Origin of the sequence: Kiloniella spongiae (assembly GCF_001026905.1) — a bacterium.
Classification (GTDB): domain Bacteria; phylum Pseudomonadota; class Alphaproteobacteria; order Kiloniellales; family Kiloniellaceae; genus Kiloniella; species Kiloniella spongiae.
Window position 1 is genome coordinate 205,077 of record NZ_LAQL01000004.1, and the last position, 26,312, is coordinate 231,388.

Consider the following 26,312-nt stretch of genomic DNA (forward strand, 5'->3'; position numbering starts at 1 on the left):
TCCCGCATTGCGCGGTTACCTATAGAATGAAATGAGACCGTACATGTGGTCTATATCTGTGTCTTTTAAAGAGCATACAAAAAGTTATTAAACAGGTCACAGGCTATTTACAACTTTTTGTAAATATAAAAACTGGCGCTAACTGCGCCAGCTTTTGATACAGCCTTTAACGCTTCTACCTTGGCTTTAACGTTCTGCCTTGGTGCTAGCTGTCACTTAACATGAAGACAACACATCAAATTTATTAAAATGAAAATGCTTCTTTAGCTTCAAAGCCGGGTAGCAGAGGCGTATTTGCATCAAAAACCACCCGACCGGAACAGTTCCCTGCATGTTTTTCAATCAATGTTGCATGTCCCAGCGTCTGTTTATCTCTGGCATTTACATCCTGAACAACCACAATCAAACGGCCCTTTTCAGCTAGTTGTTCTAACAGAGTATCTGGCACTTCAGACACAGCACCACCGAAAACGATCAAATCATAAGGTGCCTGTTTCGGATACCCCTCAGCCAGATCAGCCTTAACTGCAACCGCATTTTCCGTGCCGTGTGATGTAAAACGATCATTCATCGAATCAACCAGATCATCTGTATCTTCGATTGCCACAACAACACTTACAAGCTTGGACAACACCGATGCGGTATAGCCGGTCCCGGCACCAACAACCAATGCTGTATCATTTTCCTGCGGATCAATTGACTGAAGCATCCGCGCAAGAACCATCGGCTCCATCAAATAGCGACCATGTTCCAGCGCCAAATCTTCATCCACGTAGGCAATAGCTTTTGAAGCTTCCGGCACGTATTCTTCCCGTGCCACATTTTCAAACGCAGACAACACGCCATCATGTGTCACCTTATTAGTGCGCAACTGGCAATTAATCATGTTCATGCGAGCTTGTTCAAAGTTGTTCATCGTTAGAAACGCCGATTATCTGTAAGAATTTTGTGGGATAATAACCAAGTGACCCCAACCTTTCCAGACAAAGTATCGGTTTTTATTATTTTTATCTGGTTAACAAAGACTCTAACAAAGCACCAATCTAACAGTAAGGTGCCCTTCCCCGGCTTTTTAATGCCTAAATCACACTACCAGGAGATCTCTCAATACATAAATGAAACTGGAATCGAGATTGATCTCTTGACCTTCGCGATAACGGCTACTATACACTGCGGCACTGCTAACGAATGAATATTCGTCAGGATGGCCCGGTGGCAGAGTGGTGATGCAGAGGACTGCAAATCCTTGTACGTCGGTTCGATTCCGGCCCGGGCCTCCAAAATCCTCCCCCTAACGATTTAGCCAATCTGTAATAAGATATCCCGATCTGTACTCAGTCCAAGCGGCCGTTTCTTTTCTTCAATACATATCTAAACAACATCAATACCTGCACAACATCTAAAAAATCTGGATGGAACAAAGAAACGGAATAGAGACCATACCGAATCAACAGCGCTTGCGTTAAATAAACACCCTTATTCCTAAAACAGTCTTCGGTCAGATCAGAATCCGCACCTGATTCGCCCCAAACTTCTTACCCGATATAAGAACAAATACCTCTCCCCCGTAGCTTCCCGCTTTTCATCGAAAGCAAGAAAGCAGAAATAAGAATCTATTTTTCATTGCTAGCAAACCAAGGGGAGTCATAAGCACCACAAGCCTTTGATTTAAAAGGAACAAAAAAAATTAAAAAAAATGCATAAAAGTTATTGCCAGCATGTAACACCACTGTTATAACCCAACCCGTCGCCAACGAGGCGGCACAAACATTGATCCGCGATAGCTCAGTTGGTAGAGCAGGTGACTGTTAATCACCCTGTCGCAGGTTCGAGTCCTGCTCGCGGAGCCATTACAAAAACCCTAAGTTGTTGAATATCAACGATTTAGGGTTTTTTGTTGTTTGTTAGGAAATTATACTTTGAAATATTGTATTGCCCTTATTTTTGTCTTTTTCTGTAGCAAGGCGTTTTCAACTGAAATTAATAATGGAAATGAGCTTTATCACGCCTGCAATACAGAACAAGAAGATTGCGATCGCCATATACAAGCAGTTTACGATACACTTGAATACAGAGAGCTAATATGTCCGCCAAGAAGCGTTACAAGTAAGGAAGTTAGAGATATTCTTGTCAAAAAACTTAGCGAAAACCCTAAAACCCGTCACAAGCCATCAATTGAGTTACTTATGGGTTGGCTCTTAAAACTTTTTCCCTGCCAATAAATACACAACACATTTACATAGGCTAATTGCGATCGCGCCCCTGTTGCGAGCACGTTATATAGCTTTGATCGCCAACATAACCACTCCCATCAAAGATTTGACAAAATTACGCGTTACCTCTTTCAAGCACTTTTGATCTTTAGGGGTAAATAGGATTGCGCTAAATATTTTTTGATTGATTGCAGAAATTTCAATTTTGCAATCAACCTATAGAGTTATATAAAGATGAAAATTCGTTAACTATACTTTCAGGGTCCATGATCAGCGATAGACATATGGTGTTCAAACTCTTCAAAAGCTCTGCCTTGGCTTTATCCCTTGTGACAGCCTTTCCCTCTGCAACGACGTTTGCTGACGGCATACTCTTTGCTAGAGCTGCGCAAGAAGCACAAGACAACGGCAACCTTGAACTGGCAATAGAGTACTACACAGACGCCCTAAACGAAGGTGATCTATCTAAAAAACATCAAGCCTATGTTCTTAATAATCGCGGCACACTCTTTTTAGATCTGCGCATTCCCCAAGAGGCCGAGCAAGATTTTATACAGTCAGTTAAGCTACTTCCAACCTATGGCGATGCCTATTTTAATCTGACCTCGCTCTATATTGCACAAGACAAAAATGACAAAGCATTGTCCTGGCTGAACAAGGCACTGATCGAAATTCCCGAAGATGCAGAGCTTTTATTGAAAAGAGGCGTTCTCTACCGAGAAGAAAATGAAATTGAAGCAGCTCTTCAAGATGTATCACAAGCTATTTTGATAAAACCTGAGCTAGGCAAAATTCTGATCAATGAGAGTAACCCTTACCTTGGTAGCTATATAGAATACGCAACCATTGATCATTTCATCACTATCCTGTCCGAAGAACCGCCATCACTTGATGCCTATATAAAGCGTACAAAAGCCTATCTTAGCACTGGTTTTCTGGAACAAGCCTTGACTGATGCAGAATATGTTATTGAGCTAGAGCCGAAATCCTTTGACGCTTACGAGGCCAAAGCAATCATCCTCTTTTCACAAGGAGCCTATGACAAAGCCATTCGCGCTTTTGATCTCGCTCTGCATTATGCCCCCAACAATCCAGAAATTTTTTATAATCGGGGACGGCTCTACAAAAGCCTTGGCGATAACAACAACGCCTCGTTTGACTTTCAAATGGCCTATAGCATCAACAGGCAGGAAAAAAAGTATCGAAAAGAGTTAAAAGAGCTCGGCCTTGTCAGATAAAAGTTAATTCGAAATTCATCTGATCAGGTACTCAGCGACTATTGTTCTGATCAAAAAGTTTGGCAATTCGACGTTGTTGGGTAACGCTCAACGATGGCCAAATCTTGTCCATATTTTCTTTGGCTTCTTTGGCCCCTGCCAAATACGCCCGCCCGTACCAAATATAAGCCGCCTCGTTTGGATCAAGATCTTTGTTGGTTTTTGGCATCATACCCTGAACATACATCCAGGCCAATAATTCCATGGCCTCTTTATCACCCGCATTGGCTTGCTTGCTGATCGTAATCAGATCCTGTTTATACAGTTTTCCACCCTGAACATTCCTTGCGGCGCCTACCCTACTTTCCAGTATTTTAGCTGCCTTCAGCATTCTTTCTGCTTCAGCTTTTTTATTATTTTCCAGGGTATCGCGATAATTGGTATAGGACTTATCCAGATCAATCTCCTCTGGAAGATCTGAACACCACTCAGGCGGTGTATAGTCCCCCCCACATTGGTCCCAGTTCTGCAAGAGGGATGACTTTTCCCAGTTTTGAGATTTTGATGGTTCAGACGCGTTGACGCCCCCTCCAAACGCCGAGAACAAAAGCGCGAAGGACATAACATAAAAAGTATCGGACCAAAATTTCGTCACATCTAACATAGTTGTTAATTCTATCAGACCCAAAGCTAAGATATTGTAAACGAGAAGACAGTTTATAATGAAGAGATAATGAAACACAAAAAAACAATAAGCCTTCGTCTGGGTTCTATGATACTTTTTAATTGCGGCACCCTTTTATTTTGCTCGCCCTGATCCTTTTGAGGTTTCTTATAGTTTGTTAGGATATGGAAGCTTGAATGAAAGAAGATAGCGATCACAAGCTCGACCGTGTAAATCAGATTTGGGTTGATGAAGCTGTAGTTTCTCATCGCAACTATCTGGATGGACGTGTCGGTGGTGCAAGGTTGTTTCTTTCATTCAAAGATGCAAGAAAACTAAACTTCTCCGATCTTGTACTCGATACCGCTGAAATGGTCGGGGCTGATCTTGTCGATAGTAATTTCTACAAATCAAAGTTGGAACGGGTTAACCTTTTTGGGGCCGATTTATCCGGCGCTGATATGAAAGATTGTTCACTTCGGAAAAGTGATCTGCGAGGTGTATGTCTCAAAAACGCCGACCTAGAAAACGCAATACTATCCGGCGCTGATATTCGAAATGGTTTTATTCTGATCAGAAAACCCGACGGTACTTATGCGCCAGTGAAACATGATGATGCATCCAATTTTGACGGTATTAATCTGAAAGATGCAGATTTAAGTGACGCAAAGCTTGGTCGTGTCATCGGTCGCAGAACAAACCTGACCAATGTAAATTTTAAGAACGCAGATCTGTCTGGTGCCGTGATGGCAAACTCTGATGTTAGTGGATCAATCTTTACGGGGGCAGATCTAACCGATGCAGATTTTAGTGGTTGCGTGTTTCATGGGGCAAATTTAAGTGGCGCCTTATTGAATAATACGAATATGGAAGGCGCTGATCTGACAGCAGCACATTTCAGTAACAGCGATATGACCTATGCCAATACGAATCAAGCCAGCTTGCCCAAAAGCATTGAAGATCTTGACCGATCAATCCGGGGTATTCTCGAAGATCACCTAGTATGGATCAATTCTCTAGGTAGAGAAGGAAAACAAGCAGCCTTAACCGAATACGACCTGCAAGGAAATGATTTAGCAGGCATCAACCTACAAGCTGCCGAGCTATCCTTGACCAACCTGTCTAATTGCACTTTTCTCGCTAGCCGTCTCAACATGGCCAATATGTCCGGCGTCATGGCCTTGAACTCTGACTTTAGCGATACTGATTTGCGTGGTGTAAAGTTGGAAAAAGCAAACCTGACTGGCGCAAGCCTGCGTCATAGCCGCCTCTCCCCGATGATGATACTCGGAACACAAGGTAGCTCAGTCTCTGCAAACCTCAAAAATTGCTGCCTTGATCAAACTGATCTAGAGAGCACCAATCTGCGCCATGCCGACTTAACGGGCGCACGGGTTCGCTTTGCGAATTTAACCAATGCAGATCTTTCCCATGCAAAATGTGTCGATGTCGACTTTACCGGGGCTGACCTGCGGAGCGCAAATCTCGAGAAGGCGGACTTACGCGGTTGCAAAGGGTTAATTTTAGAATAATACATTTATTTTTTGTATTATAAAGTAAATCACATTTTCTATTGTATTTTACAATTAAGATCCCTAATTTCTGATCATGGATAAAGCAACACACAAAATCGGCTCGTTGAACGAAATTGGCCAAGTCGAAGTCATTGAAAAAAGAACCGCGTTTAAAGGTTATTTTCAAGTCGACTCCTACTGCTTTCGTCACACTCTGTTTGAAGGTGGGCTCTCACAGGAAATTCAGCGTGAGATTTTTGAACGTGGCCACGCAGCAGCCGTGCTCCCCTTTGATCATAAAACCGGTGAGATCATTTTGATCGAACAGTTTCGTCCCGGCGCCTATGCAGCCTCTCAAGATCCATGGCTTCTAGAAGTTGTTGCAGGGATTATCGAAGAGAATGAAAACCCGGAAGAGCTAACCCACCGGGAAGCCATGGAAGAAGCCGGTTGTACGTTAGGACGCCTGAAAAAGATTGGGACCTTTCTGATGACACCCGGCGGTAGCTCAGAAACGATTACCCTCTTCTGCGGCGAAATTCTGCACCAAGAGAAAAAAGATTCATATGGCCTAGATCATGAAGGCGAAGATATTCGCACCCACACAATGAAAGCAGAACAAGGCTTTGAGCTTTTGACAGATGGCAAAATCACCAATGCCATCACCGCAATTGCGCTTCAATGGTTGGAATTAAACCAGACATCACTTACATCAGTATGGTCTAATGAAACGAATTGATGACTGACCTCTGAAATAAACAACAGACAATACGAATTCAACCTATACCTACGGACGACACAAATGGATATTCGCGACGGATTTATTGACAGCATCGGTAACACACCCCTCATTCGCCTGAAACGGGCATCAGAGGAAACAGGTTGCGAAATCCTTGGAAAAGCCGAATTCCTGAATCCCGGCGGATCAATCAAGGATAGAGCCGCATGGGCCATTGTAAAAGATGCCGAAGAAAAAGGTATCCTCAAGCCCGGTGGCGTGATTGTTGAAGGTACAGCAGGAAATACCGGCATTGGCCTTGCCCTCGTCGCGCGGGCTCGTGGATACCGCTGCGCCATTGTCATCCCGGAAACTCAATCGCAAGAGAAAAAGGATATGCTGCGCCTCAGCGGTGCTGAACTCTATGAAGTGCCTGCGGCTCCTTACAAAGACCCGAATAACTACGTTCATTACTCACAGAGACTGGCACAGGAACTTGCCGGACAGGAACCGAACGGTGTGATCTGGGCAAACCAGTTTGATAACGTAGCCAATCGTCAAGGACATATAGAAACCACTGCCCAGGAAATCTGGAAACAGACGGACGGCAAAGTTGACGGTTATGTCAGTGCAGTCGGCACTGGTGGCACGTTGGCGGGTGTTTCAATGGGTCTTAAAGAGCACAACAAAAACATTCAAATCGCTTTGGCTGATCCTCATGGTGCGGCCCTCTATAGTTATTACAAACACGGCGAATTGAAATCCGAAGGATCTTCCATTACAGAAGGCATTGGACAGGGACGCATCACTGCCAACCTAAAAGGCGCAGTAATTGATGAGGCCTTCCGCATCAGTGATGAAACAGCTATCCCGCTGGTCTTTAACCTCTTTGAAGAAGAAGCACTTTGCCTTGGCGGCTCCAGCGGCGTGAATATTGCCGGTGCAATAGAGCTCGCCAAGAAAATGGGCCCCGGCCATACCATCGTCACCATGCTCTGTGACCTTGGAACGCGTTACACCAGCAAACTCTATAATGCAGAATTTCTGAAAGAACGCGGTCTCCCTGTGCCGAAATGGGTTGCATAAAGCTCTCTTACAGATTTAAAAAGAAAAGGCTGCTCATCGGGCAGCCTTTTCTTATGCCTATTCAACGTCCTAATTTATTTCACATAATCTAAAAACCAAATAACAATTCAACATCCCTATGACGAAACAAAATAACAATACGGAATGGGGATGGCTCGACGTCACCTCACCCTTCACCCAAAATGAAGGCTTCTTTGTTGATCAAAACAACGAGATACACTATTGGCCCACAAAAAGCGGACCCGGGTATAAAATCAGTGAAGAAACTGCTTTTAAAGTCATGGATCAGGGCTTTCAGAATGCTCATTGGCAAGTAGTTATCATCACGATAACAATATTCGGAATCATGCTTACTTTCAGGTCTTTAGCCGCGTTATTGTATCCTTTTGTTACGGAATATTTTTCCCCAATTTTTTTCTCAATGACAGTATTAATGATATTTGTCGTAGGGATTATGGCACCTGCCTCACATTATATAGTTCTTGCCCATCGAAAACTGCGCATACTACCTGAAATCTTAAAACTGCTAACTAATCACGAAGAAATCAATCATTCCCGCCCAAAAGTACAATATTTAAAAACCCTCGGCTGGAGCGGTAGTCGCTTTAAGTATTACTGCACACTTTTCTCAATAATTATAGGATTTGGAGGAACATCAGGAGTATTGTTTTTCGCTTCTTTTGAGGGAATTTTCACTGAAAAAATTCTACTTGGCGAGAAAATCACTTTACTCGCTGGAAGCATAGTATGTTTTTGGATCGTTTTTCTTATCATCAAACGATGCATATATGGTGCCTGGCCAGATGAAGTCAGACTGTATCAATTTTCAGAGCACCCCGACGAGTTTGTTGAATCTGTATCTCGTCCTCAATCCCGCTGGAAAAGCTTCCTTGAAAAGCTAGACTGGATGACTAGTGGGTGGCGGCTTCTTGTTTTTGGAACTCCAGTACTAATCATCGGGATTATTCTTCTCGTTGAAATCATCGCAGAACCTATCACAGTTGAAAACCTGACAGTTCAATATGACAAGGCTATATTTAAACCTATCTCAGAATTAGAAGATCTCAGCGTCCCTGAAAAAGTCGTTATAAAATGGCCATCCCCACTCATTGTATATATGAGTTCACCTGATTCAAATGACCCTAATTCGATTTTAATTCTCGAAGAGATAAAAAGAGTTCTACCAAAATACGCTGAAACTGCAGGGCTTGAGCTTTACATAACTAATGAACAATCAAATGGTGTCGATCTGACTATTCAAATGTCCCCTGATTTCATGTTCGACCCAAACGGAGATCATCACCCCTATGATTACGATGGGCAATATCAAAACGGGCTATTTCTCTCTATGACCGTGAAAATAAGTCCTAAATCGTTTCATCAAATATTGGGAGGCAATTACTTCGGCGATGGGAAGGCAATCCGCGAAGCTCACCGACAAATGGTAAGTGATATTCTTTTAGCCACATTGGGAGTCCCGAGGTATACAGGAACTGTTACAGATTGGTACGAAGATAAATCAGGCGAGCGATTATATATGCCCTATGCACTTCTTGCACTGCATTATGATCACCGGGTTAATCCAGGAAAGAATCAGGCAGAAACACTCCCTGTGATTCGAAAAATAGCCAAAGAATTAGAGGATGCTGAATCTTTTGAAATCTGGTTCAGACGGAAAAACCAGCATACTCAATAAAAGTAAATTTAGATAAGAACGGCCCCCTAAAGGCCGCTCTTTGAATGGCCTTTAATGTACCCGGACAATATTTTCCAAAAAATAACGTCTTAAAGCTACACCTTCACCTAAGCGCATGATAACTTTATGCGAAATAAAAAGAAAACCTGCACAAACCCTTTGAGGTACCCCAATGGACTTGCTCTTTTACAAAGATGCTTATCAGAAATCTTGCGACGCAACAGTGACCTATTCTGAGAATGGTCAAGTTCGTTTGGATCAAACATTGTTTTATCCTACAGGCGGTGGGCAACCTGGGGACAGCGGCTGGTTAGAGCTTTCAGATGGCACAAAAAGTAGCGTGATCGAAGCCAGAAAAGGTGAAAGTCACGAAGATGTTGTTCTGCACCTTGAAGAAGGTGCCCTCGCCCCACAGGTTGGCAGCACGGTAACCGCCTTTCTGGATTGGGATCGTCGCTATGCGCACATGAAAATACATTCCTGTCTGCACTTACTCTGTGCTTCTGTTATTGGTGACGTGTCAGGCGGACAAATAAGCGATGTCAAAGGGCGTTTAGACTTTAATCTCCCAGACACAGCAATTGATAAAGTCGCACTAGAAGACAAAATCAATCAACTAATTTCAGAAAACCATCCGATAACGCAGGACTGGATTTCAGACGAAGAACTGGATAACAACCCTTCAATGGTTCGGACGATGTCGGTCAAACCACCACGTGGATCAGGCAAAATACGTTTGGTCAAGATCGGTGAAGATGTTGATCTTCAACCCTGTGGCGGAACACATGTTAAATCAACGGGTGAAATTGGCCCAATCAAAATTGGGAAGGTTGAAAACAAAGGCAAACAAAACCGTCGTATCAACCTGACATTTGCATCATAATACAGAGGGAATACTATTTTGGGGGATACCACCTTGTCTGAAAAATTTAATTCTGTCGTATCAACCGAATGGCTTGCTGATCATCTTGAAGCTCCTGATGTCAGGGTTGTTGATGGCACTTATTACCTGCCCAATGAAAATAAAGATGCGCGCATTTTATACCAAGAAGCACACATTCGTAACGCGATTTTCTTTGATATTGATGATATTTCAGACACTGATAATCCCCTCCCACATATGATTCCCAGCGATATTAAATTCGCGTCAAAAGTAAGAAAACTTGGTCTGGGCGATGGCAACAGAATAGTTGTGTATGATCAACGAGGGTTGTTTTCAGCTGCACGTGTCTGGTGGATGTTCCGACTGTTTGGGCACAAGGATGTCGCTGTATTGGACGGTGGCCTTCCGAAGTGGCTCTCAGAACATCGTCCTGTAGACGACAATACCGTTCATCCCGGTGAACGACATTTTACGCCGCGTTTCAACAGCTTTCTCATTCGAGATAAAGAACAACTTCTACGCAATATAGAAACCGGAAAAGAACAGGTTCTGGATGCACGGGCAAGCGGACGATTCAAGGGGGAAGTACCAGAGCCGCGCGCAGGTATTCGCTCGGGTCATATCCCTGATTCGTACAATCTCCCTTTCACAAATCTTTTTAAAGAAGATGGCACCTTGAAAGCATCTCAAGATATTAAGAGTACATTTGAGAAAGCTGGAATTGATTACAACAAACCTGTCGTGACATCTTGTGGTTCCGGAGTTACCGCAGCTGTATTGAGCCTCGGCCTGGAACTAACAGGACACAAAAAAACATCGCTTTATGATGGTTCCTGGTCCGAATGGGGACAGGAAGGTGACACCCCTGTTGTATCCGGATAACTATTATTATTTTTGAAACACGTATCGCCTATGTTCTGATCTGAGAATATAAATGCTCTGATCATCGGAGGTACAAATATTGATGCTACGAAAATTTAAACAATAAAACCATAATCAGAATAAAACTATAAAATGAGCTCGAACACCTCGGAAAAAGAAACCGGTTCTGAACAGCAAGAAACGATTAATGCCCGTTTTGTAACTGGAAGCATTCTTCGACATGTGATCAATATGACAGCAACAACCTCTGTTGGTCTGATGTCGATCTTTTTTGTTGAACTGGTTGATATGTATTTCATCAGCCTACTGGGTGAAGAATCTCTGGCGGCTGCAATTGGTTTTTCCGGCGCAATAACCTTTTTTATCTTCTCGATCAGCATTGGACTATCGATTGGCTTAGCTGCCGTTGTAGCCAGAGTTATCGGTGCTGGTCAGGGAGATCAGGCAAAAAGGGTTATATTTAACGGTCTTCTCACTTCATTCGTTATGATGTCCTTTATTGCCGTTCCGGTGTATCTCTACACCGAACAGCTTTTATCCCTAGTTGGGGCCGAAGGAAAAACGCTAGAGTTCGCAGTAAAGTATATGAAGATCACAGTGATCTCATTGCCTGTCATTTCCATTGGTATGTCGATGGGGGCCGTTCTGCGTGCCGTTGGAGCTGCCAAAGCATCCATGATCTCAACGGTATTGGCTGGTATTGTTAACATTGTACTTGATCCTCTTTTCATTTTTACGCTGGATCTTCATATCGAAGGCGCAGCCTATGCAACCTTGGTTGCCCGTCTCACGATGGCAATTGTCGCAGCATGGGTTCTGGCACGTCAACTTGGGCTATCTGTGTTCAAGTTCCAGGGTGGATTATCTGGCGATATTTCTTCAATTTCAAAGATCGCTATCCCTGCAGCATTGACAAGTTTGGCGACACCTTTTGCCAACTCTTATGTCACAACCTCTGTTGCAGGATTTGGCGCTGATGCAGTTGCCGGTTTGGCAATCATTGGGCGTATCACTCCCTTTGCGTTTGCCGTCGTTTTTGCACTGTCAGCAGCGATTGGCCCCATTGTTGGTCAAAACATTGGTGCTGTGCAAACGGCACGAGTTAAATCAGCTCTCAATAGTTCGCTTCTTGTCATTTTTGTTGTCGTTTGTGCCACATCGCTCATCATGACGCTTTTTGCAGACACTATAGCCGCAATTTTTAATGCCTCAGGACTAAGTGCAGAGCTTGTAGTCTTCTTTTGCATCTTTACATCGTGGAGCTTTGTATTCAGCGGGGCACAATTCATCGCAAATGCTGCCTTTAACAACATGAACAAAGCAACCTGGTCAACCTTTGCCAACTGGGCAAAAGCGACAGTTGGTACTATCCCATTTATCTGGTTGGGCGGTGAATGGGCAGGCGCAAAAGGCATAATCGCGGGACAGGCCATTGGCTCTGTTCTTTTCGGCATTATCACTATTATCGTCGCTTACAAAATAGTAAATAATCCAATTAATCTCACAAAAAAACGTGATGACAGAACACGTTATTTCGGGGCATGGTTACCTGCAATATTACCTCAATTTGGTTGGCAAAGATTTATGGAAGAAAGATGGAATGCAGACCAGCGTGATGAGAAAAAAATAGATAAGTTTTCAGAGATCAAATCAGATATGATCTCTCGAACTAACCATAAATCCAATAGCAAGAAATAGTGTACGAGAAAGTTTAAGGAAATGTCGACAGTTCCACAGATTGAGGTAACTATTTCTTATCTCGAAATGCAAGAGAGGCCCCAAAATTTACTCCTGCAATCTCCACAGGGGAAAAGAACATCACTCATTCGTGCGTACAAACCAACGGTGTCTTTCTATCGATACCTCTATAACACAATCGGGGAACCTTGGTTATGGTGGGAAAGACGTGTTCTATCTGACGATGAACTATCCCAGATTATTCAAGATGATAATGTAGAGATATACGTTCTCTATTACGACGGTGTCCCTGCCGGGTATGCGGAACTTGATCGCCGTAAACCAAGTGAAATAGACCTTGCCTACATGGGATTAATACCGGACTTTATCGGACAAAAATTAGGCCCTTATCTTCTGTCATCCATTATAGATATTGTATGGTCATACGAACCAACACGCCTAACGGTTAATACCTGTAGCCTTGACCACCCAAAAGCGCTGGGCGTATATCAAAAATGTGGCTTTAATATATATGACAGAAACGTCAAGACGATCGACGATCCAAAACACAGCTACTTATAGGCCAAAAACGAACTAACGCAGCCCATCAACGGTTAAGACGCCGCCTTTTGTGGTCAGTTGATTTGGTCCTCGCTCAAGCATTATATCGCCATTATTAAAATGGCGCATATAGATTTCTTCATAGTTACCATAGCTCTGCAGTACCCGATAAAACCAATTATTATCAAGTCCCAAATCCTCACCAAATGAGCCTTTGACACCAAGTAACTTCTGAAGGTCGGGATTTACTGTTGAAGATGCAATATAGTCAACATTTTGAGAATGAATGCCTCTACGTTCACTTTCTAGCAACGCCCCGGTATAGAGACGCACGATTGCCTTCCACTCTTCATCGTCAGACGAAACAAGCATACCCAGATTATTACTTGAAGATATCGAACTTAAAATGAATGGGGTAGGAAAAATACCGGATACCTTCTTTAGAAAAATAGCCTGCTCAACTCTCGGCAAGGCTACAGCTCGACATCCATGGCTTTTCACAGCCTGCAAGAGCTCGTCTTCCGTCTTATAACTCAGTACGCCAAAACTGACCTGATGTTTTTGTCCAAATATTGCCAGCTCTGTTTTATCAACCCAATCTAGTGAGCAAATTTTCTTACCGCTGAGATCCCGAACTTTATAGCCTTTGAACAGAATAGCTATATCAAGGCTATTCACAAAAAGAGACCCGGCATTTACGTGCCCCCCTTGATGAGATAACGACGTCCTGTTCGCAAGAGCAACAACATCTACCCGACCAACTGCCAGCTCTTGACCAGCCGCTCTCTGCGTCAGAGAGACGAGTTTAACTGCCTTGGGATCAGGAAAGAGTGCTAACGCAAGACCTCGACAAAGATCTTCGCCCATATCTTTGACTGGGAACTTTGAAGTCTGGACAACACCGCATCGTAGATACCCCCGATCCTCGATATTATCGCGAACATCACCTGCATTGGCAGAACCAGCAAGACCAAACACTCCGCTAGATGCCAGTAGTATGAAAGTTCGGATATATTTGAAAAGATTTCGGCTCATGCAATTAACAACTCATCAAGAGTTTAAGAAAGGCAAATTGAAATTATTCCCTCAAACTATTTCTTCTCAATCAGTTCGATTTTATAACCATCAGGATCTTCAATAAAGGCAATGACCGTTGAACCATGCGCCATAGGGCCGGGTTGACGGGGAATATTTACGCCTTCTTTTTCAAGTAATTCACAGGTTTTATAAATATCAGGTACGCCAAGCGCCAAATGCCCAAATCCGTTGCCAAGTTCATAGGCACCCGTTTGATCCCAATTATGGGTAAGTTCAATAACAGTGTTATTGTCTTCATCACCATATCCAAGGAATGCGAGTGTAAACTTTCCAGATGGATAATCATTTTTTCGAAGCAGCTTCATACCGAGATGACGCGTGTAAAAATCAATCGATTTTTCGAGATCTAAAACTCTGATCATTGCATGTAAAAAACGAAAAGACGTATTTTCTGACATTTTGCTTCCTCAAAAATGAAACGTATTTCAATAAAGAACTAATGTTTGGCTTCCGCGATAACTGACAGAATTGTTTTTGCAGCCTTTGTGCTTGGCATATCATCCCCAGCTTTTAACATCACAATAGCCTCTTTGTAGCCACTGATCTGTTCTTCTCTTTTCTCTTTATCATGAAAGAGAGAAGAGAGACGCTCGACCAAATTAGGAACATTACACTTTTCCTGTATCAGCTCAGGCTGTACTTCCCGATCCAACAAAATATTGGCAAGACTGGCGTATTTTATTTTCAAAAGAAATTGAGCGAGAAAAGCCGTTAGCGGAGCAACTTTATAGGCGACAACAGTTGGCACTTGATCAACAGCCAATTCCAAAGCGACTGTCCCCGACGCTGCCAGACCAACATCAGAACATTTAAATGCCTTATGTTTACCTGTTACACCTTCAATAACACAAACGGGTGTTGGCCAGTTCTCAGTCAATTCATCAATAGCGGGGCGAACATTTTTTACTGTCGGTATCACACACTGTAAATTCGGTAGTGTTTTCATTAACTCAGCAACGGTTTCTCTAAAGACAGGTCCAAGTCTTGAAACTTCTCCCCGGCGGCTACCAGGTAGTACAGTTAGAATCGGTGCTGATGGATCAAGGGAAAGTTCTGAACATATTTGATCTCTGCCAATTCCCGTCAACTGTTCTCCTTCAAGAACAGGATGACCAACAAAAGTTGTCGCTAACCCGTGTTTTTCAAAATACGGGGGTTCAAAAGGAAGAAGCGTCAATAAATGATCCAGATACTTGGAAATCTTCTCTGCTCTCTTTGGCTTCCAAGCCCATACTGATGGCGCAACATAATGGATAAGAGATATAGATTTTCCTTTAAGGCCTTTACTTACTTTTAAACTAAAACCGGGCGCATCAATAGTGACAAGGGCAGACGGGTTCATTTCAAGAACGTGTTCTTTTGTCTGCTTAATACGCCGTAAAATGTTAGGAATGTGCGGCAGAACTTCGGCCAACCCCATCACCGATATCTCTGAAATAGGAAACAGACTTTCCAGCCCCTCAGCGGACATACGTTCACCGCCAATACCGGCAAATCTGATGTTACCTTCCGTTTCTTCCTTAAGAGCAACCATAAGGCGCGCACCTAATTGATCTCCTGAAGGTTCTCCCGCAATAAGGTAGATTAATGGAACGTCTCTTGTCGTCTCAGTCATAATCAGCAGGTTCAATACCAATAAGAAACAGCCCTGCCTCGTTGGCAAGTGCAACAACCGCATCCCGGTCGACAACCAGTGCGCCGCCAGCTTCAATGGCAATGCCTCTCAACCCTGCCTTGATTGCTCTTTTTACCGTTTCAATACCAATCGTTGGTAAATCAGCGCGTCTCTCCTGCTGAGGCTTTTTTAATTTAACCAAAACACCGCCAGCAGCATCTCGTTTCAAGTCTGCGCAACGATCAATAAGTGCATCGGTTCCTTCAATCGCTTCCACCCCAAGGACGAGCCCTTGTTGTACCACAACTGACTGCCCGACATCTACCAAACCCATCATGCGTCCAACTTCGACACCACGTTTTATATCTGCGAGAGCCTGTTCATCGGGAGAGATTTTGCCATAGATTTCTTTGGTAGCCAGAAGATCGTGCAAAATATCGTCAACCCCCAAAAGATTAAAGCCTTCAGATTCTAAGGCAGATACAACTGATTTTAATAGGCCATCATCGCCAAGACTCTTCGCACCAATCTTTGCAAAAAACTGTAAAGCGCGCCAGTCAGGACGTAGTTCTGACATTGACGGCCTTTTAACGGGACCAATCATCACAAGATCAGTCACATGTTTTTCTTTTAATTTGGAAATTATTTCGCCAGCAGCACCCAACCGAGACCAGAGATGATCAACGCCAATAACGGTTTGATTATCTGTTTGCCCTTTGAAGGCAATGACGAAGAAATCTTGTCCCGTATCTTGGCAAAGTTTAATCAAACGCCGAGGAAGTTCTCCTCCCCCGGCCAGAATTCCAAGTTTACAGGACATTTATTTCGGTTGGCAAATAGCGCGCGAAGAGTCCGTACCGATAAAGTCCAGAACTTCTTTCGCTGTAGGATTATCAGAATACGTCTGCTTCGCTTTTTCAAGTCGTTCGGAAAGTGTTCCTTCATCTGAGAAAAGCGTCTTGAAAACGGATTGTAAGCTGGAAATATCATCACGTGGTAATCCGTGACGTTTCATACCAACCAAATTAAGTCCACTCAATCTCGCACGTTCCCCCATAACCATACCAAAGGGAATTACATCATTTTCAACACCAGACATCCCGCCAATCATGGCATTACGCCCAATACGCACAAACTGATGCACAGCTGAAAGCCCGCCTATAATGGCGAAGTCATCAACCTCAACATGACCGCCGAGTGTCGCATTATTTACCAGTATCACGTTATTACCAATGATACAGTCATGCGCGACATGTGCTGACATCATCAGAAGGCAATTGTCACCAATTTTCGTAACCAAACCACCACCACTGGTTCCGGGGTTGATTGTAACGTGTTCGCGAATACGGTTATTTTTCCCAATAATAAGTTCTGACTTTTCACCATCAAACTTGAGATCCTGAGGCTGGTGCCCGATCGAAGCAAAGGGAAAAACAATCGTTCCCTCGCCAATAGAGGTATTCCCCGCAATAACAACATGGCTGTGCAAAACAACATTGGCATCAAGTTTTACATTTGAACCAACAACGCAATATGGTCCGATTTCAGTTGTATCATGAACCGTTGCACCATCTTCAATAATAGCGGTGGAATGAATAGTCACAATCAGTCGTCCATAATCATTGCTGCAAATTTGGCTTGGGCAACAAGTTTTCCATCAACCATTGCCTTACCTTCAAACTTCCAAACTGCGCCACGGCTACGTGTCTTGGTTACATGAATTTTCAACTGATCACCAGGCGTAACAGGCTTACGAAAACGAGCTTCATCAACCGTCATAAAATAGACCAGTTTACCCGCCGCTTCACCATCCAGGGTTTCAACAACAAGTACCGCTGCAGTTTGAGCCATCGCTTCAACAATAAGAACCCCAGGCATGATAGGTTGTCTCGGAAAATGTCCTTCGAAGAATGGTTCATTAATGGTCACATTCTTTAGGCCTACCGCACCTTCGTCCTTGATAATATTATCAACACGATCAATGAGTAGGAAAGGGTAACGATGGGGAATCATTTCCTTGATTTCAAGGATGCCTACAGAGCGTCCCTCACCCGCTGTTACAACTTCTTCACTCATTTAACTACCTTTCTTCGTATTCAACTGTTTTTTCCACATTGCAACCAAACGGAAAAATTCTTTAATTGGCATCGCGGGCGTACCAGCAACAGCCTGCCCGGCTTCAACATCTTTAATAACTGCAGCACGTCCAGCAATCTGAACACCTGTGCCCATCGTAATGTGGCCGCTAACACCCGATTGTGCGCCCATCACGACATAATCACCAAGAACACTACTACCAGCAACACCGGATTGTGCAACGATTACACACTGTTTGCCAATTTGAACGTTATGACCAATTTGTACAAGATTATCAATTTTAGTGCCATCGCCAATAACAGTATCTGGCCCGGCCCCTCTATCGATTGTCGAATTCGCACCAATTTCGACATTGTCACCAATGATAACCCGCCCGAGCTGGGGAACGTTAACATAGCCATCTGGTTCCATAGCAAAACCAAATCCGCGATTACCTATGCGAACTCCAGAATGGATTTCACAGTTGTTCCCCATAAAGGAATATTCAACAGTCGCATTTGCCCCAATACTAGTGTTCTCACCAATCTTACAACCATCATGAATGACAACGTTAGGAGCCAACTGGCATCCACTGCCGATCTCAACATTCTCACCAACAACAACACCAGCGGAAATAACGCAATTATCACCAACAGATGCTGTTTCAGCAATAACAGCTGTTGAATGGATAGAATTTGATGAAGTAGAAATCGATGGATAGAACTTTTGAGCAATCAAAGCATAAGCTTTATAAGGCTTATTCGTCAGGATAAGCGAAACTCCTTCAGGAGCCTTACCGACAAACTTTTTATCTAAAATACAGGCTCCGGCTGATGTATCTGCCAAGGCAGAAACATATTTTTTATTATCTAAGAAGCTGATTTCATCACTTTTTGCATCTTCAAGAGACCCGACATCCTTGATAACCAGATCTGGATTTGAACCATCAGAAAGCTCTGCTCCAACATGGTTGCAAAGTTCTCGCAGTGAAAAAGGACCCGCATTAAGAAAAAACCGAGAATCAGCCATCGTAAAAAAAGAGCCTTAAAATTATTTAATTGCTAAAGCAGGTAATGAAGCATTCAAACTTTGAATAACCTCATTTGTTATATCCAAACTATTACCAGAATATACAAGTGACGTTTTAGCCAGTATCAAATCAAGTTTTTTGGCTTCGACAATACGCTTGATAACAACATCAAGATGTTTTGTTATTTCATTCAACCCAGAATTTCTGAGCTGAGTAAGTCCTTTATTTCTCTCTTTTGCCTCGCTACGAATAATTGCAGCCTGCTTATCCAGATCAGCTTTATTCTGTGCAAATGCTTCTGGCGAAAGAATAGATTTTTGACGAACAAGCTCCTGATGTTGAGCTAAAAGTCCTTGTTCTTTCTGCCTGAACTCTTGCTGAAACTGGTTTTTTCTTCCCGTGACAGTTTGGTTCACCTGCTTCATAGCTTGTGATTCTTGCAAAACCTTCTTTGTATCAATCACAGCAATTTTAAGCTGAATATTTTGCGCATTGGCTACAGATGTGAAGTTGATGCCATTTGCAATAAACGAGAGAACAAAAGCGGCAAAGAATATATTTTTTAAACGCGTATGTATCACTTAGAAATTAGTCCCAAAGCTAAAGCTGAAAATTTCGGTTTCGTCATAATCTTCTTTCAATGTGGCAAAACCAAGATCCATTGCAAGCGGTCCGAAAGGTGAATTCCAAGTTACACCAGTACCAACAGAAACTCTTGGGTTTGATGAATCGTCCACGCCAGCATCATTCCCATCAATATTCCAAGCTGCGCCAAAGTCTGTAAACACACGGCCTTTAACACCAAACTCATCAGGAAGACCAAGAGGGAAAGTAAGTTCTAACCCACCATTATAAAAGTGTTTACCGCCCAACGCATCATCACTCGCTCGATCACGTGGTCCAACGCCACCATTTTTAAAGCCTCTAAGCTTATCTCCGCCAAGGAAAAATCTATCGACAATTCTGGTATCTTCATCAAGACCAATAATATTACCAACTTCGGCACGTGTTCTTAGAATAAACTCTTCATTAAACGAATAATAATGAGTCCCACCTAAAGACACTTTTAAATGCTGCACATCCCCGCCCAAACCAGCGAGTTCATTTTCTAAAGTAAGAAGATAACCATCGGTTGGGTTTATACGTGAATCAAGTTTATCGTAAGTTAGCGTGGACGAGATAGCAGACTTGATCGTTGTCCCTTGTTGTTCTTTAACAAGAGAGGCAGCATCCGCATCAACATCTTCGATTTCAATATGTTCAAAACGATACCTGAGAACCTGACGTAGCTCTTCTGATAAATCATAACCAATGCGTAACGCACCACCTGTTTTCTTTTCTTCAAAAGAAAGGCTATCTTCATCCCTTGTGACACGGAAGATATCAAAACCGGCAGCGATCTCCTTATCAAGGAAGTATGGTTCGGTAAAACTAACGTCCGCTTCAGATCCAGACCCACCTAGGGCGATATTGAAACGTAAATCCTGACCTCGACCAAGCAAATTTCTCTCTCGAATACCAATTGATCCCAATGGACCTGATGATGAAGAGAAACCAGCACCAAAAGTCAATTCACCAGTAGACTGTTCTTCAACATCAACCTTAATAACAGTTCTATCTGGTGTACTTCCGGGTTCATTATCAACATTAACCGCCTGGAAGAAACCAAGTCTCTGTATTCGAGTCCTTGACCGCCTTAACTTCGAGCTATTAAAAGCATCCCCTTCGACAAGTCGAAACTCACGACGAATTACTCTATCCAGTGTTCGACTATTGCCTTCAATATCAATACGTTCTACGTACACTTTGGCGCCTTCAGAAATACTGAAGACAAGATCAATAACCTTATTTTCTGTATCTTTATCAGGTTGTGGTCTCACATCCACAAAAGCATACCCTAAGTTACCGACGGCATCCGTTAAATTATCAACTGTTTTATCAATTAGATCTGCGTTAAACCACTCACCTTGTTCTGGTAAAATTTGATCTTCAACAGTTGTAGGATCAAAATCTTTGAGCGCACTATCAACTTCTACAGCGCCAAATGTATAGCGTTCACCTTCCGAGATGGTGAACGTAACAACAAAGGACTCTCTATTTGACGTCAATTCAGCAACAACAGACTGCACTTCAAAATCAGCATAACCTTCTTTCAGGTAGAACCGACGGAGAAGTTCTCGGTCAAAGGTTAAACGATCAGGATCATAGGTATCACTGTCCGTAAGGAAATTCCAAAAAACAGTTTCTGAGGTAGACACAATATCTTGTAAAGACCCATCAGAAAATTCTCGATTCCCAATAAAATTAACTGTTGTTACGTAACTTTTATCACCTTCGCTAACCTCAAAAACTAAATCAACCCTGTTTTGCGGTAACTGAATAACTTTAGGTTCAACTGTCGCTGCAAAGCGACCTGATCTACGATAAAGTTCCAGTATTTTTTGAGCATCGGCTTGGGCTTTTGTACGTGTAAAAACAACTCTTTCACGAAGAGACGTTTCAGATGAGAGTATATCATCTTTGATACGCTGATTACCCTCAAAGGCTATCCTGTTAATAATAGGATTTTCAACGACGACGACGATAAGATCACCGCCCTGACGCTTCAAAGATACGTCCGCAAAAAGACCAGTTGCAAAAATGCTTTTTAAAGATCTGTTTAAAAGGATGGGATCAAAAGTATCACCGGGGTTTACTTCCATATAGGAACGAACAGATTCAGGCTCAATACGCTGTGTTCCCTCGACAATGATATTATCGATGGTTCCACCAGACATAAGCGCCTGAGCAAAAGCCTTATGACTATTTCCAACCTCTACGACCAGAAACAGCCCCCCAATTAATAACGAAAGAAGCGTCTTACGAAACACATTTACCCCCGGGTAACCCGCATGAACTTGATTTCACAAGCAGATTTAGAACGACTTATGTAATCCATAAATCGTTCCAGGTCACAAATAACATTAAGCTCAATACCAGAGCCAGTCCAATTCGAAAACAATATTCTTGAGCACGTTCATTTAACGGCTTCCCAGAAACTGCTTCAATCATATAAAAAAGTAGATGTCCACCATCTAACATTGGAACAGGTAGCAAATTCAAAAGCCCTAGATTAATAGACAACATTGCCATTAACCCTATGTAATACTCTATACCTGCTTCTGCGGCCATGCCTGACATCTTGGCAATCTGTATGGGACCACCAAGCTCTTTGACAGAGCGATGTCCACTAAACATTTGGCCAATAGCTTTGAACGTTCCAATGGAAACATCATAAGTTTCCACGACCGCAGCGCCAATTGCAGATATAAAGCCATGCGTTTTCAAGGAAGATTTATCACTTAAAATTCCAATCAACCAACGCTTTGCTTCGCGACCATTATGATCAGTATAGATATCAACCTTTGGCTTAACTGTCAGATGAACAAGCTCGTTGTCTCTCTCAACGACAACATCAATCGGATCTCCGGACCCTAACTGGACAAGACGTTGAAGCTGCTCGAAACGATCTATTTCTGTACCAGAAGCTTCAACAATTTTATCATTAGCCTGAAAGCCAGCAGCTTCAGCCGCACTATTTTCCATAACCTTGGCAACAATCGCCGCTGAATAAGGCTGTCCCACAAAACTGTATAAGCCAGTCAAAAGAATAATCGCGAGAATGAAATTCGCAATCGGTCCGGCAGCGACAATAGCAGCACGCTGACCTAATGATTTAGCCTTAAAAGTTGTTGCAAGTTCTTCTGGAGATAAATCTGAATTACCGGCTGATGTTGAACTGCTAACATCAGCATCTCCAAACATCTTTACATATCCACCCAAGGGGATAATGCTGAATTTCCATCTTGTCTGGTTTTTATCGTAAAATCCGAATAATTCAGGGCCAAAGCCAACAGAAAAAACATCAACCTTTACACCATTCTTTCGTGCAACCCAGTAATGTCCGAGTTCATGAAAGAAAACCAGAATGGTTAAAAGCACTAAAAATGCGAGAAGCGGTGTAATAAATCCCATTAGATATATCTTGTAACCATTGTCATTATAATCATATTTATCAAGAAGCACGGCATATTAGCCGTTTGCTCGCCTATTCAAAAGCTTTTTTGCAGAGCAAACTCTGTAAAAAATCAATTTATCTGTGCCTTACTCCAATTACGGACTTCTTTATCCAGCATTTTAACAGTTTCAAGAGAAACTGTACCAATCGAATCAAAAGTATGAACGGCTTTTTCAACGAGTTCTGAAATACCCAAGAAAGATATCCTTGTCTGCAAGAAAGCTTCTACAGCAATCTCGTTTGCAGCATTAAAAGCAATTGTTTTATGCTCTCGCAATGCTTGCCGCGCTATTTCAAGTGCAGGAAACTTATCATGATCCGGCGCCTCAAAAGTAAGTTGGGATATATCAGCCAGATTCAGTTGTTTTACAGGCGCTTTCATTCTTTCAGGCCAAGCGAGCGCACAGGCAATCGGAGTTCTCATATCCGGGTTCCCCAATTGAGCAAGAACCGACCCGTCTATATAACTGACTGTCGAATGAATAATAGACTCCGGATGAATAAGAACCTTTATCCGATCTTCAGATAAACCAAACAGATAAGCAGCTTCAATAAGCTCTAATCCCTTGTTCATCATTGTCGCTGAATCAATTGATATCTTGGCACCCATATCCCAGTTGGGATGAGCAAGAGCTTGCTCAGGTATAACCGTTGCCATTTCTTGTTTTGAAAAACATCGAAACGGTCCACCGGATGCGGTTAAGGTAATGTGATCAATACCCGATTTATGGTCAAAATCAAAAACCTGAAATATGGCGCTATGCTCTGAATCCACTGGAAGAAGAGTCGCATTATTTTTACGCACCTCCTCAACCATTAAATCCCCGGCACAAACAAGTGCCTCTTTGTTCGCCAACAAGATGGTCGCGCCGCGTTTAATAGCGGTTAAAGTCGGCGCTAATCCGGCAAAGCCGACAATGGCAGCCATGACCTGATCAGCCGGACGTGCTGCTGCTGCCAACAAAGCATCTTCACCCGCAGCAACTTCTATGCCTTTACCCGACAAAGCTGATTTAAGATCTGTATAAGATTCTTCATCAGCGACAACAGCCATTTTGGCATTAAGCTCAACCGCCTGTTGTGCCAGCAGATCAACGTTTCTGTTCGCGGTTAAAGCCTCAACGTCAAACAGCTCTGGCGATCGCCTTAATAAATCCACCGTGCTGGTACCAACTGACCCTGTAGAGCCCATGACAGTTATAGACTTCTTCACTACGGCACCCTTACCTTACAACGATTTGTGTTTGATGAACGCGCATAGTTCCAGCTGCTTCAATATACAAGATGAATAAGAAAAACCAAAAGTGAGCAAGCCAAGAGTCCATCTACACGATCAAACAAGCCACCATGCCCTGGAATAAGGTTACTTGAATCTTTTGCATCAAATTTGCGCTTAATGTGAGACTCGAAAAAGTCACCCATTTGAGAAACAACAGCCAGAACAGCCCCGGAAACACTAAGAATGATTGGATCATATAGTTCTGTAATTTCAGCGAAAACATAACTAATCACAGCAGCAGATATCATTCCACCAATTAGACCTGCCCATGTTTTCTTAGGACTGATACTTGGGGCTATCTTGGGTCCACCAATTGATTTACCAGAAAAATAGGCCCCGATATCTGTCGACCAGACGACAAGTAAAATCCAGAGAACAATCTCAAAACCATTCTCATAGCTATTGCGCAACCACAGCAAGGAATATGTAGTAACTGAGAGATACACTAACCCTAATGTTAACCAAAATGCCAGGCCAGAGTCCTTATCAACAAACCGCGTATACACGTAGAGAACAATTGTAGAAGACAAAAGGGCCGGAATAAAAAAGTCCGTATACCCAAAAGCACTGAAGGTTAGTAATCCAGTAATAGCAACGACAAGAAACCAACCCGGCGCTTTAATCTTGCGTCGATAGCACAACGAGGCCCATTCCCAAGCAAGGATAAGCCCAGACAGAACAATAAGTTCATCACTATAGGGAGATCCCAGATAAACAGCAGCGAGAACAGGTGGTCCAAGAACAATAGAAGAAAGTGACCGAACTAGTAGGTCGCTCTTTTTAGGCTGTTTCTGCTGCGGATCCATAACGTCGTTCACGTTTCTGGTACTCCTCGATAGCCAAGATCAAATCTTTTTCAGAAAAGTCAGGCCAGTATTTTTCAATGAAAACCATCTCGCTATAGGCAAGTTGCCATAACAGAAAGTTACTTATACGCATTTCACCGCTAGTACGGATAAGAAGATCCGGATCAGGAATATCCGACGTATATAGCTCTCGATTAAAATCATCTTCTGTGATTTCATCGCAATCAAGATCGCCATTTTTAACTTTACACGCAATCTTCTTTGTTGCTTCGACAATTTCTTGTCTCCCGCCATAGCTCAAAGCCATGATTACAGTCATCTTTGTATTGTCGCGGGTTTGTATCTCGGCATCGTCAATCAGACGAACAATATCTGTTGCAAGTTTAGAGCGATCCCCGATGACCTTCAGGCGAATACCAGCCTTATGGAATGTTGCCAGTTCGCTCTGTAGATACCGGCGCAACAACCCCATAATATCATTGATTTCACTTTCAGGACGATTCCAGTTCTCAGACGAGAAACTGTAGAAAGTCATGTAGGGAATACCAATTTTTATTGCCGACTTAAGCAACTCGCGCAAAGCTTCTGCACCTTTACGGTGCCCGAACGCGCGGGGCAGATGTCTGGCATTAGCCCACCGACCATTCCCATCCATTATGACGGCAATATGTTTTGGTATTCCCTGTGTCATCGCTAAATCAGAACAATCATGCAGACCTAAACCTGCATGATCTCCTCTTCTTTTTGCGCAGACGCGTCATCAATTTTCTTGATATGTGCATCTGTTATTTTCTGGATTTCATCGCCCCAGCTATGCATTTCATCCTGAGAGATATCACCATCTTTTTCCATTTTCTTCAGGGCTTCCATGCCATCGCGACGAACATTCCGAACAGCGACCTTACCTTGTTCAGAATACTTACCTGCAATTTTAGTCAACTCTTTACGACGCTCTTCAGAAAGCGGCGGGATCGGCACACGAACCAGTTGTCCGTCTGGGGAAGGGTTCAAACCAAGACCAGATTCTCTAATTGCTTTTTCAACAGCACCAACCATCGATTTATCCCACACTTGAACGGCAAGCATACGGGATTCAGGAACGGTGACAGTACCAACCTGATTAAGAGGCATAGAAGCACCATAGGCATCAACCATAATCGGATCAAGAAGCGCAATAGACGCACGACCTGTCCGCAACCCGGTGAATTCCTTGTTCAGTGCTTCTAGCGCACCGTCCATA

The 26,312-nt window shown here is 43.0% G+C and carries 26 protein-coding genes and 2 tRNA genes; 12 read left to right on the top strand and 16 right to left on the bottom strand.

The window, feature by feature from the left end:
- Positions 1-244 precede the first annotated feature (244 nt).
- Complete coding sequence (locus tag WH96_RS07485; RefSeq protein ID WP_047763535.1) at positions 245-916, bottom strand: protein-L-isoaspartate O-methyltransferase family protein; 672 nt, start codon at positions 914-916, stop codon at positions 245-247.
- Between the two features lie 290 nt (positions 917-1,206).
- Here WH96_RS07485 and WH96_RS07490 point away from each other — a divergent pair.
- The 4 genes from WH96_RS07490 to WH96_RS07505 all read left to right on the top strand — a co-directional run bounded on the left by WH96_RS07490 (position 1,207) and on the right by WH96_RS07505 (position 3,451).
- Positions 1,207-1,280, top strand: a tRNA-Cys gene (locus WH96_RS07490).
- Positions 1,281-1,774: 494 nt separating this feature from the next.
- A tRNA-Asn gene (locus WH96_RS07495) sits at positions 1,775-1,850 on the top strand.
- A 69-nt stretch (positions 1,851-1,919) separates the two neighbouring features.
- Positions 1,920-2,222 (top strand): Rap1a/Tai family immunity protein, encoded by a 303-nt coding sequence (locus tag WH96_RS07500; RefSeq protein WP_047763536.1) that lies wholly within the window; start codon positions 1,920-1,922, stop codon positions 2,220-2,222.
- A gap of 275 nt (positions 2,223-2,497) precedes the next feature.
- The gene (locus WH96_RS07505; RefSeq protein WP_162200131.1) at positions 2,498-3,451 is read left to right on the top strand and encodes a tetratricopeptide repeat protein; all 954 of its coding nucleotides are present in this window, start codon (positions 2,498-2,500) and stop codon (positions 3,449-3,451) included.
- Positions 3,452-3,482: 31 nt separating this feature from the next.
- Here WH96_RS07505 and WH96_RS07510 read toward each other — a convergent pair whose 3' ends face one another.
- Entirely contained in the window at positions 3,483-4,094 is a 612-nt protein-coding gene (locus tag WH96_RS07510; protein ID WP_047763538.1) for a hypothetical protein, read from the bottom strand.
- A gap of 197 nt (positions 4,095-4,291) precedes the next feature.
- On the opposite strand from WH96_RS07510, the gene WH96_RS21275 reads away from it, so the two are divergent.
- The 8 genes from WH96_RS21275 to WH96_RS07550 all read left to right on the top strand — a co-directional run bounded on the left by WH96_RS21275 (position 4,292) and on the right by WH96_RS07550 (position 13,132).
- Positions 4,292-5,626, top strand: coding sequence for a pentapeptide repeat-containing protein (locus tag WH96_RS21275; protein ID WP_053005760.1), 1,335 nt, complete (start codon positions 4,292-4,294; stop codon positions 5,624-5,626).
- A gap of 76 nt (positions 5,627-5,702) precedes the next feature.
- The gene (locus WH96_RS07520; protein ID WP_047763539.1) at positions 5,703-6,347 is read left to right on the top strand and encodes an NUDIX domain-containing protein; all 645 of its coding nucleotides are present in this window, start codon (positions 5,703-5,705) and stop codon (positions 6,345-6,347) included.
- Between the two features lie 63 nt (positions 6,348-6,410).
- On the top strand, positions 6,411-7,412 hold the full coding sequence (locus tag WH96_RS07525; protein ID WP_047763540.1) for a cysteine synthase A: 1,002 nt from the start codon (positions 6,411-6,413) through the stop codon (positions 7,410-7,412).
- A 118-nt stretch (positions 7,413-7,530) separates the two neighbouring features.
- Entirely contained in the window at positions 7,531-9,108 is a 1,578-nt protein-coding gene (locus tag WH96_RS07530) for a hypothetical protein (protein ID WP_047763541.1), read from the top strand.
- A 172-nt stretch (positions 9,109-9,280) separates the two neighbouring features.
- Complete coding sequence (locus WH96_RS07535; protein WP_047763542.1) at positions 9,281-9,991, top strand: alanyl-tRNA editing protein; 711 nt, start codon at positions 9,281-9,283, stop codon at positions 9,989-9,991.
- A 33-nt stretch (positions 9,992-10,024) separates the two neighbouring features.
- Positions 10,025-10,873 carry a 3-mercaptopyruvate sulfurtransferase gene (gene sseA, locus WH96_RS07540; protein ID WP_047763616.1) on the top strand — a complete coding sequence of 283 codons (849 nt, stop codon included), beginning with the start codon at positions 10,025-10,027 and terminating at the stop codon, positions 10,871-10,873.
- 132 nt (positions 10,874-11,005) lie between these two features.
- Entirely contained in the window at positions 11,006-12,571 is a 1,566-nt protein-coding gene (locus WH96_RS07545) for an MATE family efflux transporter (RefSeq protein ID WP_053005761.1), read from the top strand.
- A gap of 21 nt (positions 12,572-12,592) precedes the next feature.
- Complete coding sequence (locus WH96_RS07550) at positions 12,593-13,132, top strand: GNAT family N-acetyltransferase (protein ID WP_047763543.1); 540 nt, start codon at positions 12,593-12,595, stop codon at positions 13,130-13,132.
- Between the two features lie 12 nt (positions 13,133-13,144).
- On the opposite strand, the gene WH96_RS07555 is transcribed toward WH96_RS07550, so the two are convergent.
- The 14 genes from WH96_RS07555 to frr form a co-directional block, all read right to left on the bottom strand.
- Positions 13,145-14,146: a type 2 periplasmic-binding domain-containing protein gene (locus tag WH96_RS07555; RefSeq protein WP_156176738.1), complete on the bottom strand. Its 1,002-nt coding sequence runs from the start codon at positions 14,144-14,146 to the stop codon at positions 13,145-13,147.
- A 56-nt stretch (positions 14,147-14,202) separates the two neighbouring features.
- A complete protein-coding gene (gene gloA, locus WH96_RS07560) occupies positions 14,203-14,607 on the bottom strand; it encodes a lactoylglutathione lyase (RefSeq protein ID WP_047763545.1) in 405 nt (134 codons plus the stop codon).
- A gap of 38 nt (positions 14,608-14,645) precedes the next feature.
- Positions 14,646-15,824, bottom strand: coding sequence for a lipid-A-disaccharide synthase (lpxB, locus tag WH96_RS07565; protein WP_047763546.1), 1,179 nt, complete (start codon positions 15,822-15,824; stop codon positions 14,646-14,648).
- Positions 15,817-16,644 carry an LpxI family protein gene (locus WH96_RS07570; RefSeq protein ID WP_047763547.1) on the bottom strand — a complete coding sequence of 276 codons (828 nt, stop codon included), beginning with the start codon at positions 16,642-16,644 and terminating at the stop codon, positions 15,817-15,819. Before WH96_RS07570 ends, lpxB begins: the two co-directional genes overlap by 8 nt.
- Positions 16,645-17,433 (bottom strand): acyl-ACP--UDP-N-acetylglucosamine O-acyltransferase, encoded by a 789-nt coding sequence (gene lpxA / locus WH96_RS07575; RefSeq protein WP_047763548.1) that lies wholly within the window; start codon positions 17,431-17,433, stop codon positions 16,645-16,647. It lies immediately after the preceding gene.
- Positions 17,430-17,900 carry a 3-hydroxyacyl-ACP dehydratase FabZ gene (gene fabZ, locus WH96_RS07580; protein WP_047763549.1) on the bottom strand — a complete coding sequence of 157 codons (471 nt, stop codon included), beginning with the start codon at positions 17,898-17,900 and terminating at the stop codon, positions 17,430-17,432. Before fabZ ends, lpxA begins: the two co-directional genes overlap by 4 nt.
- The gene (lpxD, locus tag WH96_RS07585; RefSeq protein ID WP_047763550.1) at positions 17,901-18,929 is read right to left on the bottom strand and encodes a UDP-3-O-(3-hydroxymyristoyl)glucosamine N-acyltransferase; all 1,029 of its coding nucleotides are present in this window, start codon (positions 18,927-18,929) and stop codon (positions 17,901-17,903) included.
- Between the two features lie 21 nt (positions 18,930-18,950).
- Positions 18,951-19,511, bottom strand: a complete 561-nt coding sequence (locus WH96_RS07590) for an OmpH family outer membrane protein (RefSeq protein ID WP_047763551.1) — start codon at positions 19,509-19,511, stop codon at positions 18,951-18,953.
- The gene (bamA, locus tag WH96_RS07595) at positions 19,512-21,800 is read right to left on the bottom strand and encodes an outer membrane protein assembly factor BamA (protein WP_047763552.1); all 2,289 of its coding nucleotides are present in this window, start codon (positions 21,798-21,800) and stop codon (positions 19,512-19,514) included.
- 55 nt (positions 21,801-21,855) lie between these two features.
- Positions 21,856-22,944 carry an RIP metalloprotease RseP gene (gene rseP / locus WH96_RS07600; protein WP_047763553.1) on the bottom strand — a complete coding sequence of 363 codons (1,089 nt, stop codon included), beginning with the start codon at positions 22,942-22,944 and terminating at the stop codon, positions 21,856-21,858.
- Between the two features lie 113 nt (positions 22,945-23,057).
- Positions 23,058-24,179 (bottom strand): 1-deoxy-D-xylulose-5-phosphate reductoisomerase, encoded by a 1,122-nt coding sequence (locus WH96_RS07605; RefSeq protein WP_047763554.1) that lies wholly within the window; start codon positions 24,177-24,179, stop codon positions 23,058-23,060.
- An 80-nt stretch (positions 24,180-24,259) separates the two neighbouring features.
- A complete protein-coding gene (locus WH96_RS07610) occupies positions 24,260-25,084 on the bottom strand; it encodes a phosphatidate cytidylyltransferase (protein ID WP_156176740.1) in 825 nt (274 codons plus the stop codon).
- Positions 25,047-25,763 carry an isoprenyl transferase gene (locus tag WH96_RS07615; RefSeq protein ID WP_047763556.1) on the bottom strand — a complete coding sequence of 239 codons (717 nt, stop codon included), beginning with the start codon at positions 25,761-25,763 and terminating at the stop codon, positions 25,047-25,049. The genes WH96_RS07610 and WH96_RS07615 overlap by 38 nt, the downstream gene beginning before the upstream one ends.
- 26 nt (positions 25,764-25,789) lie before the next feature.
- Complete coding sequence (gene frr / locus WH96_RS07620; RefSeq protein WP_047763618.1) at positions 25,790-26,311, bottom strand: ribosome recycling factor; 522 nt, start codon at positions 26,309-26,311, stop codon at positions 25,790-25,792.
- Position 26,312: the final 1 nt, after the last annotated feature.

Coding starts and splice junctions, on each gene's coding strand:
- WH96_RS07485 (WP_047763535.1), bottom strand. CDS start 916: ATGAACAACTTTGAACAAGCTCGCATGAACATGATTAATTGCCAGTTG.
- WH96_RS07505 (WP_162200131.1), top strand. CDS start 2,498: ATGGTGTTCAAACTCTTCAAAAGCTCTGCCTTGGCTTTATCCCTTGTG.
- WH96_RS07510 (WP_047763538.1), bottom strand. CDS start 4,094: ATGTTAGATGTGACGAAATTTTGGTCCGATACTTTTTATGTTATGTCC.
- WH96_RS21275 (WP_053005760.1), top strand. CDS start 4,292: ATGAAAGAAGATAGCGATCACAAGCTCGACCGTGTAAATCAGATTTGG.
- WH96_RS07520 (WP_047763539.1), top strand. CDS start 5,703: ATGGATAAAGCAACACACAAAATCGGCTCGTTGAACGAAATTGGCCAA.
- WH96_RS07525 (WP_047763540.1), top strand. CDS start 6,411: ATGGATATTCGCGACGGATTTATTGACAGCATCGGTAACACACCCCTC.
- WH96_RS07530 (WP_047763541.1), top strand. CDS start 7,531: ATGACGAAACAAAATAACAATACGGAATGGGGATGGCTCGACGTCACC.
- WH96_RS07535 (WP_047763542.1), top strand. CDS start 9,281: ATGGACTTGCTCTTTTACAAAGATGCTTATCAGAAATCTTGCGACGCA.
- WH96_RS07545 (WP_053005761.1), top strand. CDS start 11,006: ATGAGCTCGAACACCTCGGAAAAAGAAACCGGTTCTGAACAGCAAGAA.
- WH96_RS07550 (WP_047763543.1), top strand. CDS start 12,593: ATGTCGACAGTTCCACAGATTGAGGTAACTATTTCTTATCTCGAAATG.
- WH96_RS07555 (WP_156176738.1), bottom strand. CDS start 14,146: ATGAGCCGAAATCTTTTCAAATATATCCGAACTTTCATACTACTGGCA.
- gloA (WP_047763545.1), bottom strand. CDS start 14,607: ATGTCAGAAAATACGTCTTTTCGTTTTTTACATGCAATGATCAGAGTT.
- lpxB (WP_047763546.1), bottom strand. CDS start 15,824: ATGACTGAGACGACAAGAGACGTTCCATTAATCTACCTTATTGCGGGA.
- WH96_RS07570 (WP_047763547.1), bottom strand. CDS start 16,644: ATGTCCTGTAAACTTGGAATTCTGGCCGGGGGAGGAGAACTTCCTCGG.
- fabZ (WP_047763549.1), bottom strand. CDS start 17,900: ATGAGTGAAGAAGTTGTAACAGCGGGTGAGGGACGCTCTGTAGGCATC.
- lpxD (WP_047763550.1), bottom strand. CDS start 18,929: ATGGCTGATTCTCGGTTTTTTCTTAATGCGGGTCCTTTTTCACTGCGA.
- rseP (WP_047763553.1), bottom strand. CDS start 22,944: ATGGGATTTATTACACCGCTTCTCGCATTTTTAGTGCTTTTAACCATT.
- WH96_RS07605 (WP_047763554.1), bottom strand. CDS start 24,179: ATGGGCTCTACAGGGTCAGTTGGTACCAGCACGGTGGATTTATTAAGG.
- WH96_RS07615 (WP_047763556.1), bottom strand. CDS start 25,763: ATGACACAGGGAATACCAAAACATATTGCCGTCATAATGGATGGGAAT.
- frr (WP_047763618.1), bottom strand. CDS start 26,311: ATGGACGGTGCGCTAGAAGCACTGAACAAGGAATTCACCGGGTTGCGG.